The following is a 15,130-nucleotide window of genomic DNA, read 5'->3' on the forward strand; positions in this document are numbered from 1 at the left end:
CCAAATAAAGCAAACTTTATATTTATCCATTTTATAAAAAAAAGCCCAAATAACCTAAAAAAATTTGAGAGTCCGCCCCTTTATGATATTCTGCACGCATTTTTGTACATTCGTTTTGAGGGAGTAAACCCTTTATGTGGCTTACTTTTATAGCTGTTTTTATTGTCTCGTTCGCCAGTCTCATTTTTATGCGCCCTGTGGCGGAAAAAATCGGTTTGGTGGATAAACCTAACTATCGTAAGCGCCACCAAGGGCTTATTCCATTAATCGGCGGTATTGCTTTATTTTTAGGTAATCTCACCTTCTATTTTATGGAATGGCAAGATATGCGCTTACCGTGGCTGTATTTAACGGCGGTAACGTCTTTGCTGATTATCGGTGTATTAGACGATCGCTTTGATGTCAGTCCGTTTATTCGAGCCATTATTCAAGCAACGCTAGCCGGTTTGATGATTTATAACGGGCTTTCGTTGGATAGTCTAGGTCAGGTAATTGCGCCGTTTAGTATTGAACTCGGGGTGTTGGGTATTATTTTCACTGTGTTAGTGACCATCGGGGTGATTAACGCCTTTAACATGGTTGATGGAATTGACGGCTTATTGGCAGGGCTTTCTAGCGCCAGTTTTGCCGGTATCGGTGTGCTGATGTGGCTGGATGAACAATACACCTTAGCTTATTGGTGCTTTGCGATTATTGTCGTATTGATTCCGTATGCGCTGTTTAACCTCAGTGTCTTCGGTGCCAAATGGAAAGTGTTTATGGGCGATTCGGGCAGTACCTTAATCGGCTTTACTATTATTTGGATTCTATTACTCAGCACGCAAGGACAAGGGCATACGATTAGCCCGATTACCGGTTTATGGCTGATTGCTGTGCCGCTAATTGATATGGTAGCGGTAATTATTCGCCGCTTGAAAAAGGGCAAAAGCCCGTTTCGACCGGATCGCTTACACTTACACCATTTAATGATGCGTGCGGGATTAACTTCGCGCCAAGCGTTAGCGGTGATTACCTTCGGGGCGGCAATTTGTTCTACCATCGGTGTGTTAGGTGAATATTACTATTGGAACCAGTGGGTGATGACTATTGGTTTTATTGCGCTGTTCTTTATCTATGCTTACTCAATTACGCATGCTTGGCGTGTTACTCGTTTGATTCGTCGAATGAAACGTAGAGCAAAAAGAAAGCTGAAACTTGAGCAATAATCATAAGGTTTTGTTATGCAACAACAGCAATCAATCAGCCTAAGCGCCTTTTTCAAAAGATTATGTAAAGGTGCGACAACGCTTATTTTCACTACCGCCATCGGTGCGGGCGCTGCTTTTGGCTTAGCGCAGTTACAAACACCAGTATGGAAATCGGTCGCACAGTTTGATCAGCCGAGAGTATTAGAGCTTGGTAATTACTATGCACTGTATTCGACTTATAGTTTTTTAAACGGCGGTGATAATGTTACTTACCACGTTTTAAAAGATGATAAAAGTGCGCTTTCTTTAGCACCGGCGGTGTCGCAAAAAGCGGAAGAACTTGCAGTACAGACGACGTATGAGGAATTTAAACGAAATCTGACTTCGGCAGATGTGTTAGTAAATTTCTTAGCGCAAACGGAAATCGTGAAGTTAAAAGCTCAGCTTGAAAACAAGCCGATTGCGGTAATGGCACAGCAAATGGCAACCCAGTTTGTGTTTGATAATGCTTCAAAACGTCACCCGGCGGATCGTTTAAGCGTATCGTCAGTCAATCCGGAAGAAGCGCAACAGTTGCTGAGCCAATTTATTGCCTTTGCTAATCAGCAAACAAAACAAACCTTAAATGCGGAACTGATTGCTAAATGGAAAATCTTATTTCAACAAGTGAAGACCGCAGCGGAAATTAAATTAGGTGCAACGCAACAAGGCAATCAAATAGCCGCACAAGATTGGAACGGTAAATTAGCATTAATGCGTTCGGTACAACCGTTGGATGATAAATTGGTGGCATTCCGTTTCGTCAAAGCACCGAATGTTCCGCTTTCACCCCATTCTCCTAATCAATCACTTTGGTTAATGATTGGCGGATTAAGCGGATTATTATTCGGTATCGTGCTGGTTTCTTTTTCGGGTTTATTGAGCAGAAAGCAAGGTAATGGCGAAACAAATTAATGTGTTAACCGTTTTTGGTACACGTCCTGAAGCGATCAAAATGGCGCCGCTGGCGAAGATGTTGGCGGATGATCCGGCATTTAATGCCAAAGTGTGCGTCACCGGACAACACAGAGAAATGCTGGATCAGGTATTGGAACTGTTTGAGATTCAGCCTGATTTTGATCTGAATGTGATGAAATCCGGACAAGACCTCACCGATATTACCGTGCGAATCTTGCAAGCACTACAAGCGGTATTTGCAGAGTATCGTCCGGATATTGTGTTGGTGCATGGCGATACCACCACGACATTTGCCACAACATTAGCTTGTTATTATCAGCAAATTCCGGTTGGACACGTTGAAGCAGGGCTTAGAACCGGTAATCTGTATTCGCCGTTTCCGGAAGAGGGCAATCGCCTCTTAACGAGTGTACTTGCCAACTATCATTTTGCGCCAACCCAAGAAGCGAAAGCTAACTTATTACAAGAGCGTAAAGCGGAGCAATCTATTTGGGTGACAGGTAATACGGTGATTGATGCGCTTTTGAGTATTTTGCAAAAAATTGGTCATAATGAACCGCTTGCTAGACAATTAGCCGCACGTTACTCGTTCTTGGATCATACTAAAAAAATGATTTTAGTAACGGGGCATCGCCGAGAAAGTTTCGGACAAGGTTTTGAGCGTATTTGCCAAGCATTGGTTGAGCTTGCGAATCAGTATCCTGAAGTACAAATTGTTTATCCGGTACATTTAAATCCGAATGTACACGAACCGGTCAGCCGTTTGTTAGCCGGCATTCAGAATATCTTTTTAATTGAGCCGCAAGATTATTTGCCGTTTGTCTATCTAATGGATCGTGCTTATTTGATTTTAACCGATTCCGGCGGCATTCAAGAGGAAGCGCCGGCGTTAGGCAAACCGGTATTGGTGATGCGTGAAACCACCGAACGTCCGGAGGCGATAAAAGCCGGTACGGTACGTTTGGTGGGGACAGATACCCGAAAAATTATTGCGGAAGTAGAACGCTTGTTACAAGACAAGAATGCCTACCAAGCAATGGTGCAAGCGCATAATCCTTATGGGGACGGTCAGGCTTGCCAGCGTATTGTGACCGCAATTAAACAAACTTTCTATTCATAAGCTTTGTGCTATCCACAAAGCTTTTTTACCACCTGTAGTTATATGGTGGTTTTCGGAAATCAGCAAATGACAACTTTTAATACCATTTCAGTAATTGGCTTAGGTTACATCGGGCTACCCACTGCAGCTGCGTTTGCAACAGCAGGCTGCCGAGTTTTAGGGGTCGATATTAATGCCGATACGGTTAATACCATTAACCAAGGCAAGATTCATATTATTGAACCGGATTTAGATCAAGCAGTACAACAAGCGGTCGAAAAAGGCCTACTTTCTGCAAGTGTTTCGGTTCAGCCTGCCGATGCTTTTCTTATTGCCGTTCCTACCCCTTTCCAAAATCATTACCAGCCGGATCTGAGTTATATTGAAGCCGCCGCGCGCGCGATCGCACCGCATTTAAACGCAGGCAATTTGGTGATTTTAGAATCGACTTCACCGGTTGGCACGACGGAACAATTAGCCCAGTGGTTGAAAGAAATTCGACCGGATTTGAGCTTCCCGAATGAAGCCGGAGAGGCTGCCGATATTCGTATCGCATATTGTCCGGAACGTGTGTTACCGGGCAAAGTGATGGTGGAATTGTTCCAAAATGATCGCGTGATTGGCGGACTAAGTGCTAAATGCGCACAACAAGCGGTCAATTTATACAAACTTTTTGTAAAAGGCGAATGTATTCAGACTAATGCCCGCACAGCGGAAATGTGTAAATTAACTGAGAATAGCTTCCGTGACGTCAATATCGCTTTTGCCAATGAGTTGTCGATGATTTGCGATAAATTGCAAATCAGTGTTTGGGAATTGATTGAGCTGGCGAATCGCCACCCACGAGTGAATATCTTGCAGCCGGGTGCAGGAGTCGGCGGGCATTGTATTGCGGTTGACCCTTGGTTTATTGTTTCGCAAGCACCGGAACAGGCGCGTTTAATTCGTACGGCACGAGAAGTGAATGACAGCAAACCGCATTGGGTGATGGATAAAGTAAAAGCGGCATTAGCGGATTGTGTAACGGAGAAAAACGTTAAACCGAGTGAGGTAAAAATCGCGTGTTTAGGCTTGGCATTTAAACCGGATATTGATGATTTGCGTGAAAGCCCAGCGGTTGAAATTACCGAAAATATTGCAAATTGGCACAGCGGTAAGGTGCTTGCGGTGGAACCGAATATCACTCGCTTACCGGCAAAATTGCAAGATAAAGTCAAGCTATTAAGTTTTGAACAAGCGTTGCAGCAGGCGGATATTTTAGTCTTGTTGGTGGATCATCAACCGTTTAAAGCGCTGTCGGTCGAGGTAATTCCGCAGCGCTGGTTAGTCGATACAAGAGGCGTATGGATAAAATAATGCAGCGTGAAATTGCACCGAATCAATGGTTATCCGAGTTTTTCGGGCGGGACATTTACGAAATCAAAGTCGCAGCAGACGATATAGAACGGATTCGCTTGGTACAGCAACAAGGGTTTCAGTTTGTTGAAGGTGAACTGGACTTCTGTTTGTCATTGGTAAATTTTTTGCCAAAAACGACCGCTTATCAGCTGGCGACCGAAGCGGATATTGTCTCATTACAAGCGTTGTTTGGTACGGCATTTCCTATGAGTCGCTTTCGAGCGCCGTGGTTTTCCGCAGAAGAAAATCAACGTTTTTACCAAACGTGGATTAGCAATGCGGTACGAGCGGAATTTGATGACGTTTGCTTAGTATTCAAAACGGCAAGCGGTCAAATTCAGGGCGGAATTAGCGTTCGTGTCCGAGATAAGCAGGCTCGGGTCGGTTTACTGGCGGTTGCGCCATCATTTCGCCGACAAGGTATCGCCAGTCAATTATTACAGGCGGCAATCAATTGGGCGCAACAGCAAGGTGCGGAAACATTCGCGGTTGCCACTCAAACGAGCAACTTAAACGCTATTCGCTTGTATCAGAAATTAGGCGCTTCGCTTCAGCAGGCAAGCTATTGGTTTTATCTTTAAATAACGTGATGAAATATGATTCCATTTAATAAACCGCCGGTCATTGGCAGTGAATTGGCTTATCTACAGAATGCGATTAATAGCGGAAAATTATCCGGCGATAGCTATTATACCAAGCAATGCGAACGCTGGTTTGAACAGCATTTCGGTACACCTAAAGCGCTATTAACGCCGTCATGTACCGCTTCACTTGAAATGGCGGCAATTTTGCTGAGTATTCAAGCGGGCGATGAAGTGATTATGCCAAGTTACACCTTTGTTTCTACGGCAAATGCATTTGCGTTGCGAGGGGCAAAAATTGTGTTTGTCGATATTCGTCCGGATACGATGAATATTGATGAAACGAAAATTGAGGCGGCGATTACCTCTCGTACCAAAGTTATCGTACCGGTACATTACGCCGGCGTTGCTTGTGAAATGGATAGCATTATGGCGATTGCGGCTAAACACAATTTATATGTGGTGGAAGACGCAGCGCAAGCCGTGATGGCATTTTATAAAGGCAAACCGTTAGGCACAATTGGCCATTTAGGTTGTTATAGTTTTCACGAAACCAAAAATTACAGTTCGGGCGGCGAAGGCGGGGCGATCTTAATTAATGATGCTAAATTGGTAGAGCGTGCTGAGATCGTGCGAGAAAAAGGCACTAATCGTAGCCAATTTTTCCGAGGACAAGTAGATAAATATACGTGGCGTGATATCGGCTCGAGCTTTTTGATGTCCGATTTACAAGCAGCTTATTTAGCGGCACAACTTGAAGCGGCGGAACAAATCAATCAGCGCCGTTTGAGTATTTGGCAACAGTATTTCGAAGCGTTTTCACCTTTTGTGGTAAGCCAACGCATTCAACTGCCACAAGTGCCGGCGGAATGTCAGCATAATGCGCATATGTTTTATCTAAAATTTAAAGATTTAACTGAACGTAGCGCCTTTATCGAATGGATGAAGCAAAAGGGTATTTTAGCGGTATTCCACTATATTCCGTTGCATTCAAGCCCGGCAGGGCAACAATTCGGCACTTTTTTCGGTGAGGATCAATACACCAGTGCGGAAAGCGATCGTTTAGTGCGTTTACCTTTATTTTATAATATGTCGGAAGCAGAATTACGCCTTGTGATTGAGGCGGTATTGGAATTTCTTCATCAATGAAATCGTTAAGTAGCACAACCCTTTGGACGGCATTTTCTACCGCATTTAAAATTGTCGTCGGGTTATTACTGATTAAGTTATTTGCGTTGCAATTCGGCACAGCGGGTTTAGGTCAAATTGCGAATTTTATGACTCTAATTACCGTGTTAGGTGTTTTTGCCGGTGCGGGTATTTTTAATGGTGTCACCAAATATGTGGCGGAATTTGAACATCAGCCTGAGAAGTTAACCGCTTTGCTCTCAACTGCCAATCGCATTATTGTGTCGTTTTCCGGTGTGTTGGCGTTGATTTTGTTCTTATTTGCCGAGCAGATTAGTCAATGGCTCTTTTATTCGAAAGAGTATCAAAGCGTAGTTATGGCAACTGGTTTGGCACAGTTCGGTATCGCCAATAGCAATTATTTTTTAGCGATCTTAAAAGGTTATCGTAACGTCAAAGCGAATGCGCTGAGTGTGATCATCGGCTCTTTGCTAGGCTTAAGTTTTTTTCTGATTAGTTTATATAGTTGTGGCTATCAAGGTGCGTTAGTCGGCTTTGTTGCGCTACCGGCATTGGTCTTTTTGCCTGCACGCTACTTTCTTAGTCGACAACTACAAGCGGTTAAATTTTGGGGAAATTTTACATTTTCAGCCAAATATGCGAAGAAGTTGCTGAAATTCAGCGTGATGGTCTTTCTGACAGCCGTAACTTTGCCGGTTGCTTATGTGTTGATGCGAGATTTATTAGTCGAATATCATTCATTGGAAGCAGTAGGCTTGTGGCAAGGGGTGAGTAAGATTTCTGATGCTTATTTACAATTTATTACGGCGGCATTTTCGGTTTACCTGTTGCCGACCTTCGCTAAATTACATGAAAAATCTGCGCTGCAGAAAGAGCTGATTAAGGCGCTCAAATTTGTCGGTATTTCTGTTATTTGGACGAGTTTAACCATTTTCACCTTTAAGCATTGGATTATCTTATTGCTTTATACTGAAGATTTTTTGGCAATGGAGCCGTTGTTTATCTGGCAGTTGCTGGGGGATGTCTTTAAAGTGATGGCGTATGTGTTCGGCTATTTGATTGTGGCTAAGGCATCGTTAAAATTATATGCGGCAGCCGAGTTTTTACAATTGGCGTTATTGGTTAGCATGGGCTATTTGTTTATTCCGTTACATGGTGCGGAAGGCGCAACGCAAGCCTATTTTGCCACTTACTTTTGTTATTTCTTACTATGTGTGGCAGGATTTAAATATTACCTGAAACATTAAAAAAAGCCCTCGGGACATCCTGTCTGAGGGCTTTGTCATTAACAATACTTGCTAATAGTTTGTTGGAATTGCGTTAGACAGATATCGTCACATTTTCTTTCACACGGCAGCTACACGCTAGCACATAACCTTGTGCAATTTCTTCTTCGGTTAAATCACCAGTGTGTACCACTTCATATTCCCCACCCGTTACTTTAGTTTTACATAAACCGCATAAACCGGTGCGACAGCCGGAAACCACCGGTTGTTCTTGTGCTTCTAATGCGGCTAATAGGGTCATACCGACCGGTACTTCTGCAGTGATTTGTTTTGCACCGTTGATGGTTAAGGTGGTTTTCTTATCCGAACTGATTTCACCGGCTAAGGTGGTATTAAAGAAGGCTTCGGTAAAGAAACGATCTTCGCTCACGCCTAATTCGGTTACGATATCTTTTAACGCCACCATATAGGCTTCAGGGCCGCAGGTCATCACGGTGTAATCGCTCACATTCGGCACCGCATTTTTGATAATTTCTGCTGAAATTCGACCGCTTGCAAAGCCCTCAGTTGCTCCGACCGAAGCGTTAATCACTAAGTTGAGTTTCGGATATTTAGCTTGTAGCTCTTGCCATTCCGCTTTGAAAATTACATCTTCCGGCGAATGTACCGAATGGATAACGGTTAAGTTCACTTCCGGGCGATTTGCTAATAACCAACGAGCCATTGACATAATCGGGGTAACACCGCTGCCAGCACCGACTAATAAGTAATTAGTCGCTAACACCTGTTGGCAAGAAAATTCGCCCATTGGGTTGGAGAACCATACTTGGTCGCCGACTTTCACGTCATTGTTGAGCCAAGTTGAACCGACCCCACCTTCAATTTCACGCACGGTAATCGACACGAAACGGCTCTCGCCCGGAGTAGAAGAAAGTGAGTAAGCACGGGTAATATGCGGTGTGTTTTTAATGCTAACTAACGCATATTGCCCCGCTTGGTATGGGTAGAAATCCTGTGCGATAAAGTTAATCGTTTTTACCTTTGGCGCTTCTTGTACGATTGAATAAACCTGTAATTCATTAATACATAAAGGGTTTTTATTGGTATTTGCCATTTTAATTATTCCTTCTTGTTCTTTTCGGGCGGGCACTGGACCCGCCCCTACAAGTGGTTTAAATTTGCAAAAATTTTGCGAAATTTGACCGCTCTTTTTTAATTAGCCGATTATTTATTGATGATATGACCGAAATCTTGTTCAGGGGTGGTTAAACCGCTTAAACCGAATTTTTCGTGTAATAAATTCATCACGTTGTCATTTAAGAATGCTGGTTTGCTTGGGCCTGAATAAACATTTTTCACGCCAAGTGCTAATAGCGTTAATAACACGATAATCGCTTTTTGTTCGAACCAAGAAAGCACAATCGAAAGTGGCAATTCATTTAAACCAATCCCTAATTTTTGTGAAAGCGTAACTGCTAGCATAATCGCTGAATAGGTGTCGTTACATTGACCAGCATCTAATAAGCGAGGCAAGCCGCCGTCAATCGTACCAAAGTCTAGTTTATTAAAACGGTATTTACCGCAACCGAGTGTAAGCACTGCGGTATCTTTCGGTAACGCATAGGCTAAATCGGTGTAGTAGTGGCGTTCTTCTTTATCGCCGTCACAACCGCCGATCACAAATACGTGGCTTAATTTGCCTGCTTTTACTAAATCAATTACCGCATCGGATGCGTCAATTAAGGTTTTACGACCGAAACCGACAGTAATGTAGTGTTCTAATTCGGTGTATGGGAAGCCATCACATTCCAACGCTTTTTCGATAACCGGTGCAAAGTTGTGTTTTTCTAAATGCACCACGCCCGGCCAGCCTACGATGTTACAAGTGAAGATACGATCGGCATAATCGCCCACATTCGGATCGATTAAACAGTTTGAAGTCATTACGATCGCCCCCGGGAAGCGCGCAAATTCTTTTTGTTGGTTTTGCCAGCCTGAACCGTAGTTACCGACTAAATGTTTGTATTTTTTCAGTTCCGGATAGCCATGTGCCGGTAGCATTTCACCGTGAGTGTAAACGTTGATACCTTTGCCTTCGGTTTGTTCTAATAATTCTTTTAAGTCTTTTAAATCATGACCTGAAATTAGGATACATTTGCCTTTCACCGGACGGATATTTACCGTTGCCGGCACCGGATTACCGAAAGTTTCGGTTTCGCCGGCGTCTAACATTGCCATCACTTTAAAGTTCATTGAGCCGATAGCGAGCGACTTTTCGAGTAATTCGTTTAAATCGCTTGGTTTTGTGCCTAACCAAGCCATAAATCCGTGGTATTCCACATATAAATCGTTATCAAATTTACCTAACACATAAGCGTGTTCTAAATAAGCCGCCGCACCTTTTAAGCCGTAAAGCGCTAATAAACGCACGCCGTGAACTTCTTCACCGATTTCCGCTCGGTCGGTATCTAACGCAAATTCTTTAGCCTGTTCGGCAAGTTGATCAATTGAAATGCCTTTGAGTTCAATATGTGCTAACGGGTGGTTGAGCGTTGGATTTGGCTCAACTTCGCTAATTGCTTTAATTAATTCGTTACGGTAAATAATCGCTTGTTGCGCATAGCCAACGATGCGATTTGAATCGAAGTTAACGTTGGTTAAGGTGGCGAAGAACGCACGAGGAGCAAAGTTGTCCGCATCGTGGTTGATAATGCCGTGTTCACGCGCTTTTAACGCCCACGCAGACAGGCTGTGTAAGCAGGCGATTAATAAGTCTTGTAAGTCTGAAGTTTCTGCCGTTTTACCGCACATACCTTGACCGAAACTACAACCATTTCCCACTGGGGTTACCATCGTTTGTTCACATTGAACGCAGTACATAAAATCACTCCAATTTAAATAGTAAAATAAGTAACCTACTAAAATAGTAGGAATTAATGTTCGCAATCATAGCGATAACAAAAATGGAGAAAAAGCAGAAAATTTTGGAAAATGCAGGGAATTTGATCTAGTCGTAGTTATCTACTTAAAATAGGGTATAGGTTATTTTTATTGCAAATTATTCCTAATTTTATTGGTAAAGTTTTAGTGGTTTTTGACCGCTTGTTTTGATTCTAAGCGGCATATGATAAACTTTTAATCGATGCTGTATTTTGCATCGGAAATGATCATGTAATTTAAACGTATTGTGGCGATCAGAATTGGTCGCCTTTTATCTTCTATTTGTTAGAAAGCATTTTATGAAACCGATTTATCACATTCTAGGCTCGGATATTCCACACCATAATCATACGGTGTTGAGCTTTTTCCAGAATGAACTGTTACCTCAATTAAGTGGTCAACAGCATTTCTTTTATGTTGTGGCGGAGCAGTCGTTACAGATAGCCTATCCGGATCTTGCTCTTTCTTGTTTCGATACGAAAAAAAGTATTGCTCAAGCTGTGGTACGTACAGCTCGCTTAGATAAGCAGGCACAATTTATTTTACATGGTCAGTATAATTTTCCGCTTTGGTTTGCCATTTTATCTGGAAATTTACCCGCTTCTCGTTGCTATTGGCATATTTGGGGAGCGGATTTATATGAAGATTCAAAAGCGTGGAAGTTTAAAATGATGTATCCCGTTCGCCGTATGGCACAAAATAAATTGCCGGTGTTATGGGGAACGAAAGGGGATCTGGCTTTTGCTCACCAAAAATTGCAACGAGATCCGACACAAGACTGTGTATTATATTTTCCAACCAAAATGGCAAATCTTCAGCCTCGAGAAATTACGCCGAATCATTCGTCATTAACCATTTTATTAGGCAATTCCGGTGATCGATCCAATCGCCATTTAGATGCATTGGTACAGCTTAAGCAGCAGTTAGGTGATCAGGTTCGCATTATTATTCCAATGGGCTATCCGGCGAACAACCAGCACTATATCGAGCAGGTAAGGCAACAAGCGGTCAAATTATTTCCGGAAAATGCAATTGAAATTCTAACGGAGCAATTGACTTTTGAAGACTATTTGGCGCTATTGGCAAAATGCGATGCGGGTTATTTTAATTTTGAACGCCAACAGGGTATCGGGACCATCTGTTTACTGACGCAGATAAATATCCCGACGATTTTATGTCGTAACAATCCTTTTACGCTAGATATGCAAGCGGAAAATGTTCCTTTTCTTTATAGTGAGGAGATAACGCCAGCCAAGCTTGCACAAGCTCAACAACAATTGGCAAATTTGGATAAAAGTACGATTAGCTTTTTTGCACCAAATTATCGTACGCAATGGTTAGTGCTTTTAACACAGGTAAGTGAAAAATAATTATGATAATGGAATATGCTTTACTCGGTGGATTTTATATTTTGTCGGCATGGCTGCTTTTAGTGCTTTGCTATATAGCTTATAAACGAAAGCCTTTTTCTTTCCACTTATTATTTAGTGTGATTTATTTTGTGACTTTTTATTTAGGTTTTCCGTTATCGCTAACATTATCCCTTGGGTTTGATGTTGAGCTACAAAGTACGGACAGCTTGTTGCTCACTTTATTTAGTGCTTTATCCGGTTATCTCATCTATTACGCTATCTATCACTCTTCATTATTATCAAGAGTGGATACAAGACAACAAGCGGTCGAATTTCCACAGAAATTTGCAAAATTTGAAGCAAAAGTGACCGCTTACCTATTAGCTGGCGTTGCGATTGCGAGCTTGGTGGCGTTTATTGTAATGAATGGGCTGTTGCTATTTAAACTTACGCAATATAACCAAATCTTTTCCGCAGCGGTAAGCGGCGTGGCTTTAAAACGCTTCTTCTATTTCTTTATTCCCGGGCTACTGATTATGTTTTTCCTATCTAACAATAAAAAAGCGTGGGTTACTTTTCTGATCTGCGGCGTAGCATTTGGATTGCTGACTTATCTAGCCGTGGGTGGCACCAGAGCCAATATGGCATTGGCATTTGTGTTGTTCTTTTTTATTGGTCTTTATAAACGCTACCTTAGCTTTAAATGGTTAGTGATGGCGGGAGTGGCGATGATCGGTGCAATGTTTGTCTTAGCACTGGTACGTTACGGCTTGAATGTTAGCGGTAAAGAAGCATTATTTACTTTCTTATATTTAACACGCGACACCTTCTCGCCGTGGGAAAATGTTGCCTTAATTTTAGATCAACCGATGGAACATCAGGGATTGATGCCGATAGTGCGAGATTTTTATGTGTATATTCCTAAATGGCTATGGTTGGACAGACCGGACTATGTTTTAAATACGGCAAATTATTTTACGTGGGAGATATTAGGTAATTTTTCCGGGTTGGCGATTTCGCCGACGCTCTTAGGCTCTTTCTATATTATGGGCGGCTTTCCAATGATCGCTTTAGGTATGGCATTTATTGGCTTACTTATTAAAGCTTTCGATAGATTACTGGATTATGGCAGAACACATTCTCAATGCAGCAAAGCGGCAATTATTCAGGCTTATTGCTTTGCCAATGTATTCAATATCATTGTGTTAGTTAGAGAAGGGAGCGATGCTTTCTTTTCTCGATTCGGTTTTTTCAGTGTGATTTTTGCGTTATGTTGGGGAATCGCTTATCTGGTTAGTTCGCTTGCTAACAACACTAAACATATAAAAGAAGGTTAATATGATACAAAGCGTCACAATAAGAAGCATTGAATTACTGGCAGTAAAAGACAAAATGACCTTTGTAGAGTTTTTAATGAACCAGCAAGCGGTCAAAACCGGCAAATTAATTGCAATTAATGCGGAAAAACTCATTATCAGCGAACAGCAACCAAAGATTCGCACACTGCTGGATAATGCAGAGTACAAATATGCGGACGGTATTAGTATTGTCCGTTCCATTAAAAAGAAATATCCGAATATACAAGAAATCGAAAGAGTTGCCGGTGCCGATTTATGGGAAGCGCTGATGCAGAAAGCCGGCGAGTTAGCGGTTCCGGTATTTTTAGTGGGAAGCACAGCGGATACATTGGCAAAAGTACAGCAAAAATTAACCGCTTGGAATGTCAATATTGTCGGGTCACAAGACGGCTACTTTAAAGCGGAAGATGAAGATGCACTAATTGAACGAATTCATCAGAGCGGGGCAAAGTTTGTGAGTGTCGCAATGGGTTCACCGAAACAAGAACTTTTTATGCAAAAAGCTCAACAAGCCCATCCTGATTGCTTATATATGGGTGTAGGCGGCACTTATGACGTATTTACCGGTAAAGTTAAACGTGCACCTAAACTTTGGCAAGATCTTGGCTTAGAATGGTTGTATCGTTTATTAAGCCAGCCGACACGTTGGCGACGTCAATTAAATTTACTTCGCTTTGCATATTACTACTACACGAAACAGCTATAAAAAGCAGCAAAATTGACAATTATTATTCATTTTGAATAAATTAAAAGCAGGCAAACATGTTTTTGTAACTTTTTTTAAAAAAGTGCTAGACAAGGTAAGGTGAAATCTATAATATACGCCTCCGTTGCGACGCACTAAACAAAACGATGAAAATCGTAAGCGTTCGTAGCTCAGTTGGATAGAGCGTTGGCCTCCGGAGCCAAAGGTCGCAAGTTCGAATCTTGTCGAGCGCGCCAGTGGTCAAAAGCAATATTCAATCGGCAATGGTGGCTATAGCTCAGTTGGTAGAGCCCCGGATTGTGATTCCGGTTGTCGTGAGTTCGAGTCTCATTAGCCACCCCATTTAAAACATACTCTTATGAGTAACTGACGGCGAGTAGCGCAGCTTGGTAGCGCAACTGGTTTGGGACCAGTGGGTCGTAGGTTCAAATCCTATCTCGCCGACCACTTTATTTTTTGTTCTTTAACAATTTATCAGACAATCTGTGTGGGCACTTGTTGATTGACTTAATTGAAAAAATATTTTTGATTTTGAAGTCTTAATAGGTGCTTAAACTAGAAATTCATTTTTACTTTTGAAGTAATATGTAAACTTTAGCTAAGCAGTTTATTGAGCGATTAAACTTTTTGAATTGAAGAGTTTGATCATGGCTCAGATTGAACGCTGGCGGCAGGCTTAACACATGCAAGTCGAACGGTAGCACGAAGGAGCTTGCTCCTTGGGTGACGAGTGGCGGACGGGTGAGTAATGCTTGGGAATCTGGCTCATGGAGGGGGATAACTACGGGAAACTGTAGCTAATACCGCGTAATATCTTCGGATTAAAGTGTGGGACCGCAAGGCCACATGCCATGAGATGAGCCCAAGTGGGATTAGGTAGTTGGTGGGGTAAAGGCCTACCAAGCCGACGATCTCTAGCTGGTCTGAGAGGATGACCAGCCACACTGGAACTGAGACACGGTCCAGACTCCTACGGGAGGCAGCAGTGGGGAATATTGCACAATGGGGGGAACCCTGATGCAGCCATGCCGCGTGAATGAAGAAGGCCTTCGGGTTGTAAAGTTCTTTCGGTAGCGAGGAAGGTATCAAATTTAATAGATTTGGTAATTGACGTTAACTACAGAAGAAGCACCGGCTAACTCCGTGCCAGCAGCCGCGGTAATACGGAGGGTGCGAG

General features: G+C 42.6%; 12 protein-coding genes, 3 tRNA genes and 1 rRNA gene (1 of these 16 running past the window's edge). 14 read left to right on the top strand and 2 right to left on the bottom strand.

Features of this window, described 5'->3' with window-relative positions; all coding sequences use genetic code 11:
* Window positions 1-134 precede the first annotated feature (134 nt).
* From wecA to wzxE, 7 genes are all read left to right on the top strand, one after another.
* A complete protein-coding gene (gene wecA / locus ASU1_RS10095; protein WP_039195548.1) occupies window positions 135-1,205 on the top strand; it encodes a UDP-N-acetylglucosamine--undecaprenyl-phosphate N-acetylglucosaminephosphotransferase in 1,071 nt (356 codons plus the stop codon).
* A 15-nt stretch (window positions 1,206-1,220) separates the two neighbouring features.
* The gene (locus ASU1_RS10100) at window positions 1,221-2,141 is read left to right on the top strand and encodes a transporter (RefSeq protein WP_231951975.1); all 921 of its coding nucleotides are present in this window, start codon (window positions 1,221-1,223) and stop codon (window positions 2,139-2,141) included.
* Window positions 2,125-3,264 carry a non-hydrolyzing UDP-N-acetylglucosamine 2-epimerase gene (gene wecB, locus ASU1_RS10105; protein ID WP_015674272.1) on the top strand — a complete coding sequence of 380 codons (1,140 nt, stop codon included), beginning with the start codon at window positions 2,125-2,127 and terminating at the stop codon, window positions 3,262-3,264. Before ASU1_RS10100 ends, wecB begins: the two co-directional genes overlap by 17 nt.
* A gap of 66 nt (window positions 3,265-3,330) precedes the next feature.
* Window positions 3,331-4,599, top strand: coding sequence for a UDP-N-acetyl-D-mannosamine dehydrogenase (gene wecC, locus ASU1_RS10110; protein ID WP_015674273.1), 1,269 nt, complete (start codon window positions 3,331-3,333; stop codon window positions 4,597-4,599).
* A complete protein-coding gene (rffC, locus tag ASU1_RS10115; protein WP_015674274.1) occupies window positions 4,599-5,222 on the top strand; it encodes a dTDP-4-amino-4,6-dideoxy-D-galactose acyltransferase in 624 nt (207 codons plus the stop codon). Before wecC ends, rffC begins: the two co-directional genes overlap by 1 nt.
* Window positions 5,223-5,237: 15 nt before the next feature.
* Complete coding sequence (rffA, locus tag ASU1_RS10120; RefSeq protein WP_015674275.1) at window positions 5,238-6,371, top strand: dTDP-4-amino-4,6-dideoxygalactose transaminase; 1,134 nt, start codon at window positions 5,238-5,240, stop codon at window positions 6,369-6,371.
* Window positions 6,368-7,618 carry a lipid III flippase WzxE gene (gene wzxE, locus ASU1_RS10125; RefSeq protein WP_015674276.1) on the top strand — a complete coding sequence of 417 codons (1,251 nt, stop codon included), beginning with the start codon at window positions 6,368-6,370 and terminating at the stop codon, window positions 7,616-7,618. Before rffA ends, wzxE begins: the two co-directional genes overlap by 4 nt.
* Window positions 7,619-7,691: 73 nt before the next feature.
* Here the strand turns inward: wzxE and hcr are convergent, their stop codons facing one another.
* Together hcr and hcp are read right to left on the bottom strand one after the other, a co-directional pair.
* Window positions 7,692-8,711, bottom strand: coding sequence for an NADH oxidoreductase (gene hcr / locus ASU1_RS10130; RefSeq protein ID WP_015674277.1), 1,020 nt, complete (start codon window positions 8,709-8,711; stop codon window positions 7,692-7,694).
* Between the two features lie 110 nt (window positions 8,712-8,821).
* Window positions 8,822-10,477: a hydroxylamine reductase gene (gene hcp, locus ASU1_RS10135; protein WP_015674278.1), complete on the bottom strand. Its 1,656-nt coding sequence runs from the start codon at window positions 10,475-10,477 to the stop codon at window positions 8,822-8,824.
* Window positions 10,478-10,836: 359 nt separating this feature from the next.
* Here hcp and ASU1_RS10140 point away from each other — a divergent pair, with 359 nt between their 5' ends.
* The 7 genes from ASU1_RS10140 to ASU1_RS10170 all read left to right on the top strand — a co-directional run.
* The gene (locus ASU1_RS10140) at window positions 10,837-11,907 is read left to right on the top strand and encodes a TDP-N-acetylfucosamine:lipid II N-acetylfucosaminyltransferase (protein ID WP_015674279.1); all 1,071 of its coding nucleotides are present in this window, start codon (window positions 10,837-10,839) and stop codon (window positions 11,905-11,907) included.
* 2 nt (window positions 11,908-11,909) lie between these two features.
* The gene (gene wzyE, locus ASU1_RS10145; RefSeq protein ID WP_179130580.1) at window positions 11,910-13,226 is read left to right on the top strand and encodes an ECA oligosaccharide polymerase; all 1,317 of its coding nucleotides are present in this window, start codon (window positions 11,910-11,912) and stop codon (window positions 13,224-13,226) included.
* Window position 13,227: 1 nt separating this feature from the next.
* The gene (wecG, locus tag ASU1_RS10150) at window positions 13,228-13,953 is read left to right on the top strand and encodes a lipopolysaccharide N-acetylmannosaminouronosyltransferase (protein WP_015674281.1); all 726 of its coding nucleotides are present in this window, start codon (window positions 13,228-13,230) and stop codon (window positions 13,951-13,953) included.
* Window positions 13,954-14,112: 159 nt separating this feature from the next.
* Window positions 14,113-14,189, top strand: a tRNA-Arg gene (locus tag ASU1_RS10155).
* A 30-nt stretch (window positions 14,190-14,219) separates the two neighbouring features.
* A tRNA-His gene (locus tag ASU1_RS10160) sits at window positions 14,220-14,295 on the top strand.
* Window positions 14,296-14,323: 28 nt separating this feature from the next.
* A tRNA-Pro gene (locus ASU1_RS10165) sits at window positions 14,324-14,400 on the top strand.
* A gap of 182 nt (window positions 14,401-14,582) precedes the next feature.
* A 16S ribosomal RNA gene (locus tag ASU1_RS10170) occupies window positions 14,583-15,130 on the top strand; it runs 992 nt beyond the window's last position.

Origin of the sequence: Actinobacillus suis ATCC 33415, assembly GCF_000739435.1 — a bacterium.
In the GTDB taxonomy this organism is placed as follows: Bacteria; Pseudomonadota; Gammaproteobacteria; order Enterobacterales; family Pasteurellaceae; genus Actinobacillus; species Actinobacillus suis.

Coding starts and splice junctions, on each gene's coding strand:
- wecA (WP_039195548.1), top strand. CDS start 135: ATGTGGCTTACTTTTATAGCTGTTTTTATTGTCTCGTTCGCCAGTCTC.
- ASU1_RS10100 (WP_231951975.1), top strand. CDS start 1,221: ATGCAACAACAGCAATCAATCAGCCTAAGCGCCTTTTTCAAAAGATTA.
- wecB (WP_015674272.1), top strand. CDS start 2,125: ATGGCGAAACAAATTAATGTGTTAACCGTTTTTGGTACACGTCCTGAA.
- wecC (WP_015674273.1), top strand. CDS start 3,331: ATGACAACTTTTAATACCATTTCAGTAATTGGCTTAGGTTACATCGGG.
- rffC (WP_015674274.1), top strand. CDS start 4,599: ATGCAGCGTGAAATTGCACCGAATCAATGGTTATCCGAGTTTTTCGGG.
- rffA (WP_015674275.1), top strand. CDS start 5,238: ATGATTCCATTTAATAAACCGCCGGTCATTGGCAGTGAATTGGCTTAT.
- wzxE (WP_015674276.1), top strand. CDS start 6,368: ATGAAATCGTTAAGTAGCACAACCCTTTGGACGGCATTTTCTACCGCA.
- hcr (WP_015674277.1), bottom strand. CDS start 8,711: ATGGCAAATACCAATAAAAACCCTTTATGTATTAATGAATTACAGGTT.
- hcp (WP_015674278.1), bottom strand. CDS start 10,477: ATGTACTGCGTTCAATGTGAACAAACGATGGTAACCCCAGTGGGAAAT.
- ASU1_RS10140 (WP_015674279.1), top strand. CDS start 10,837: ATGAAACCGATTTATCACATTCTAGGCTCGGATATTCCACACCATAAT.
- wzyE (WP_179130580.1), top strand. CDS start 11,910: ATGATAATGGAATATGCTTTACTCGGTGGATTTTATATTTTGTCGGCA.
- wecG (WP_015674281.1), top strand. CDS start 13,228: ATGATACAAAGCGTCACAATAAGAAGCATTGAATTACTGGCAGTAAAA.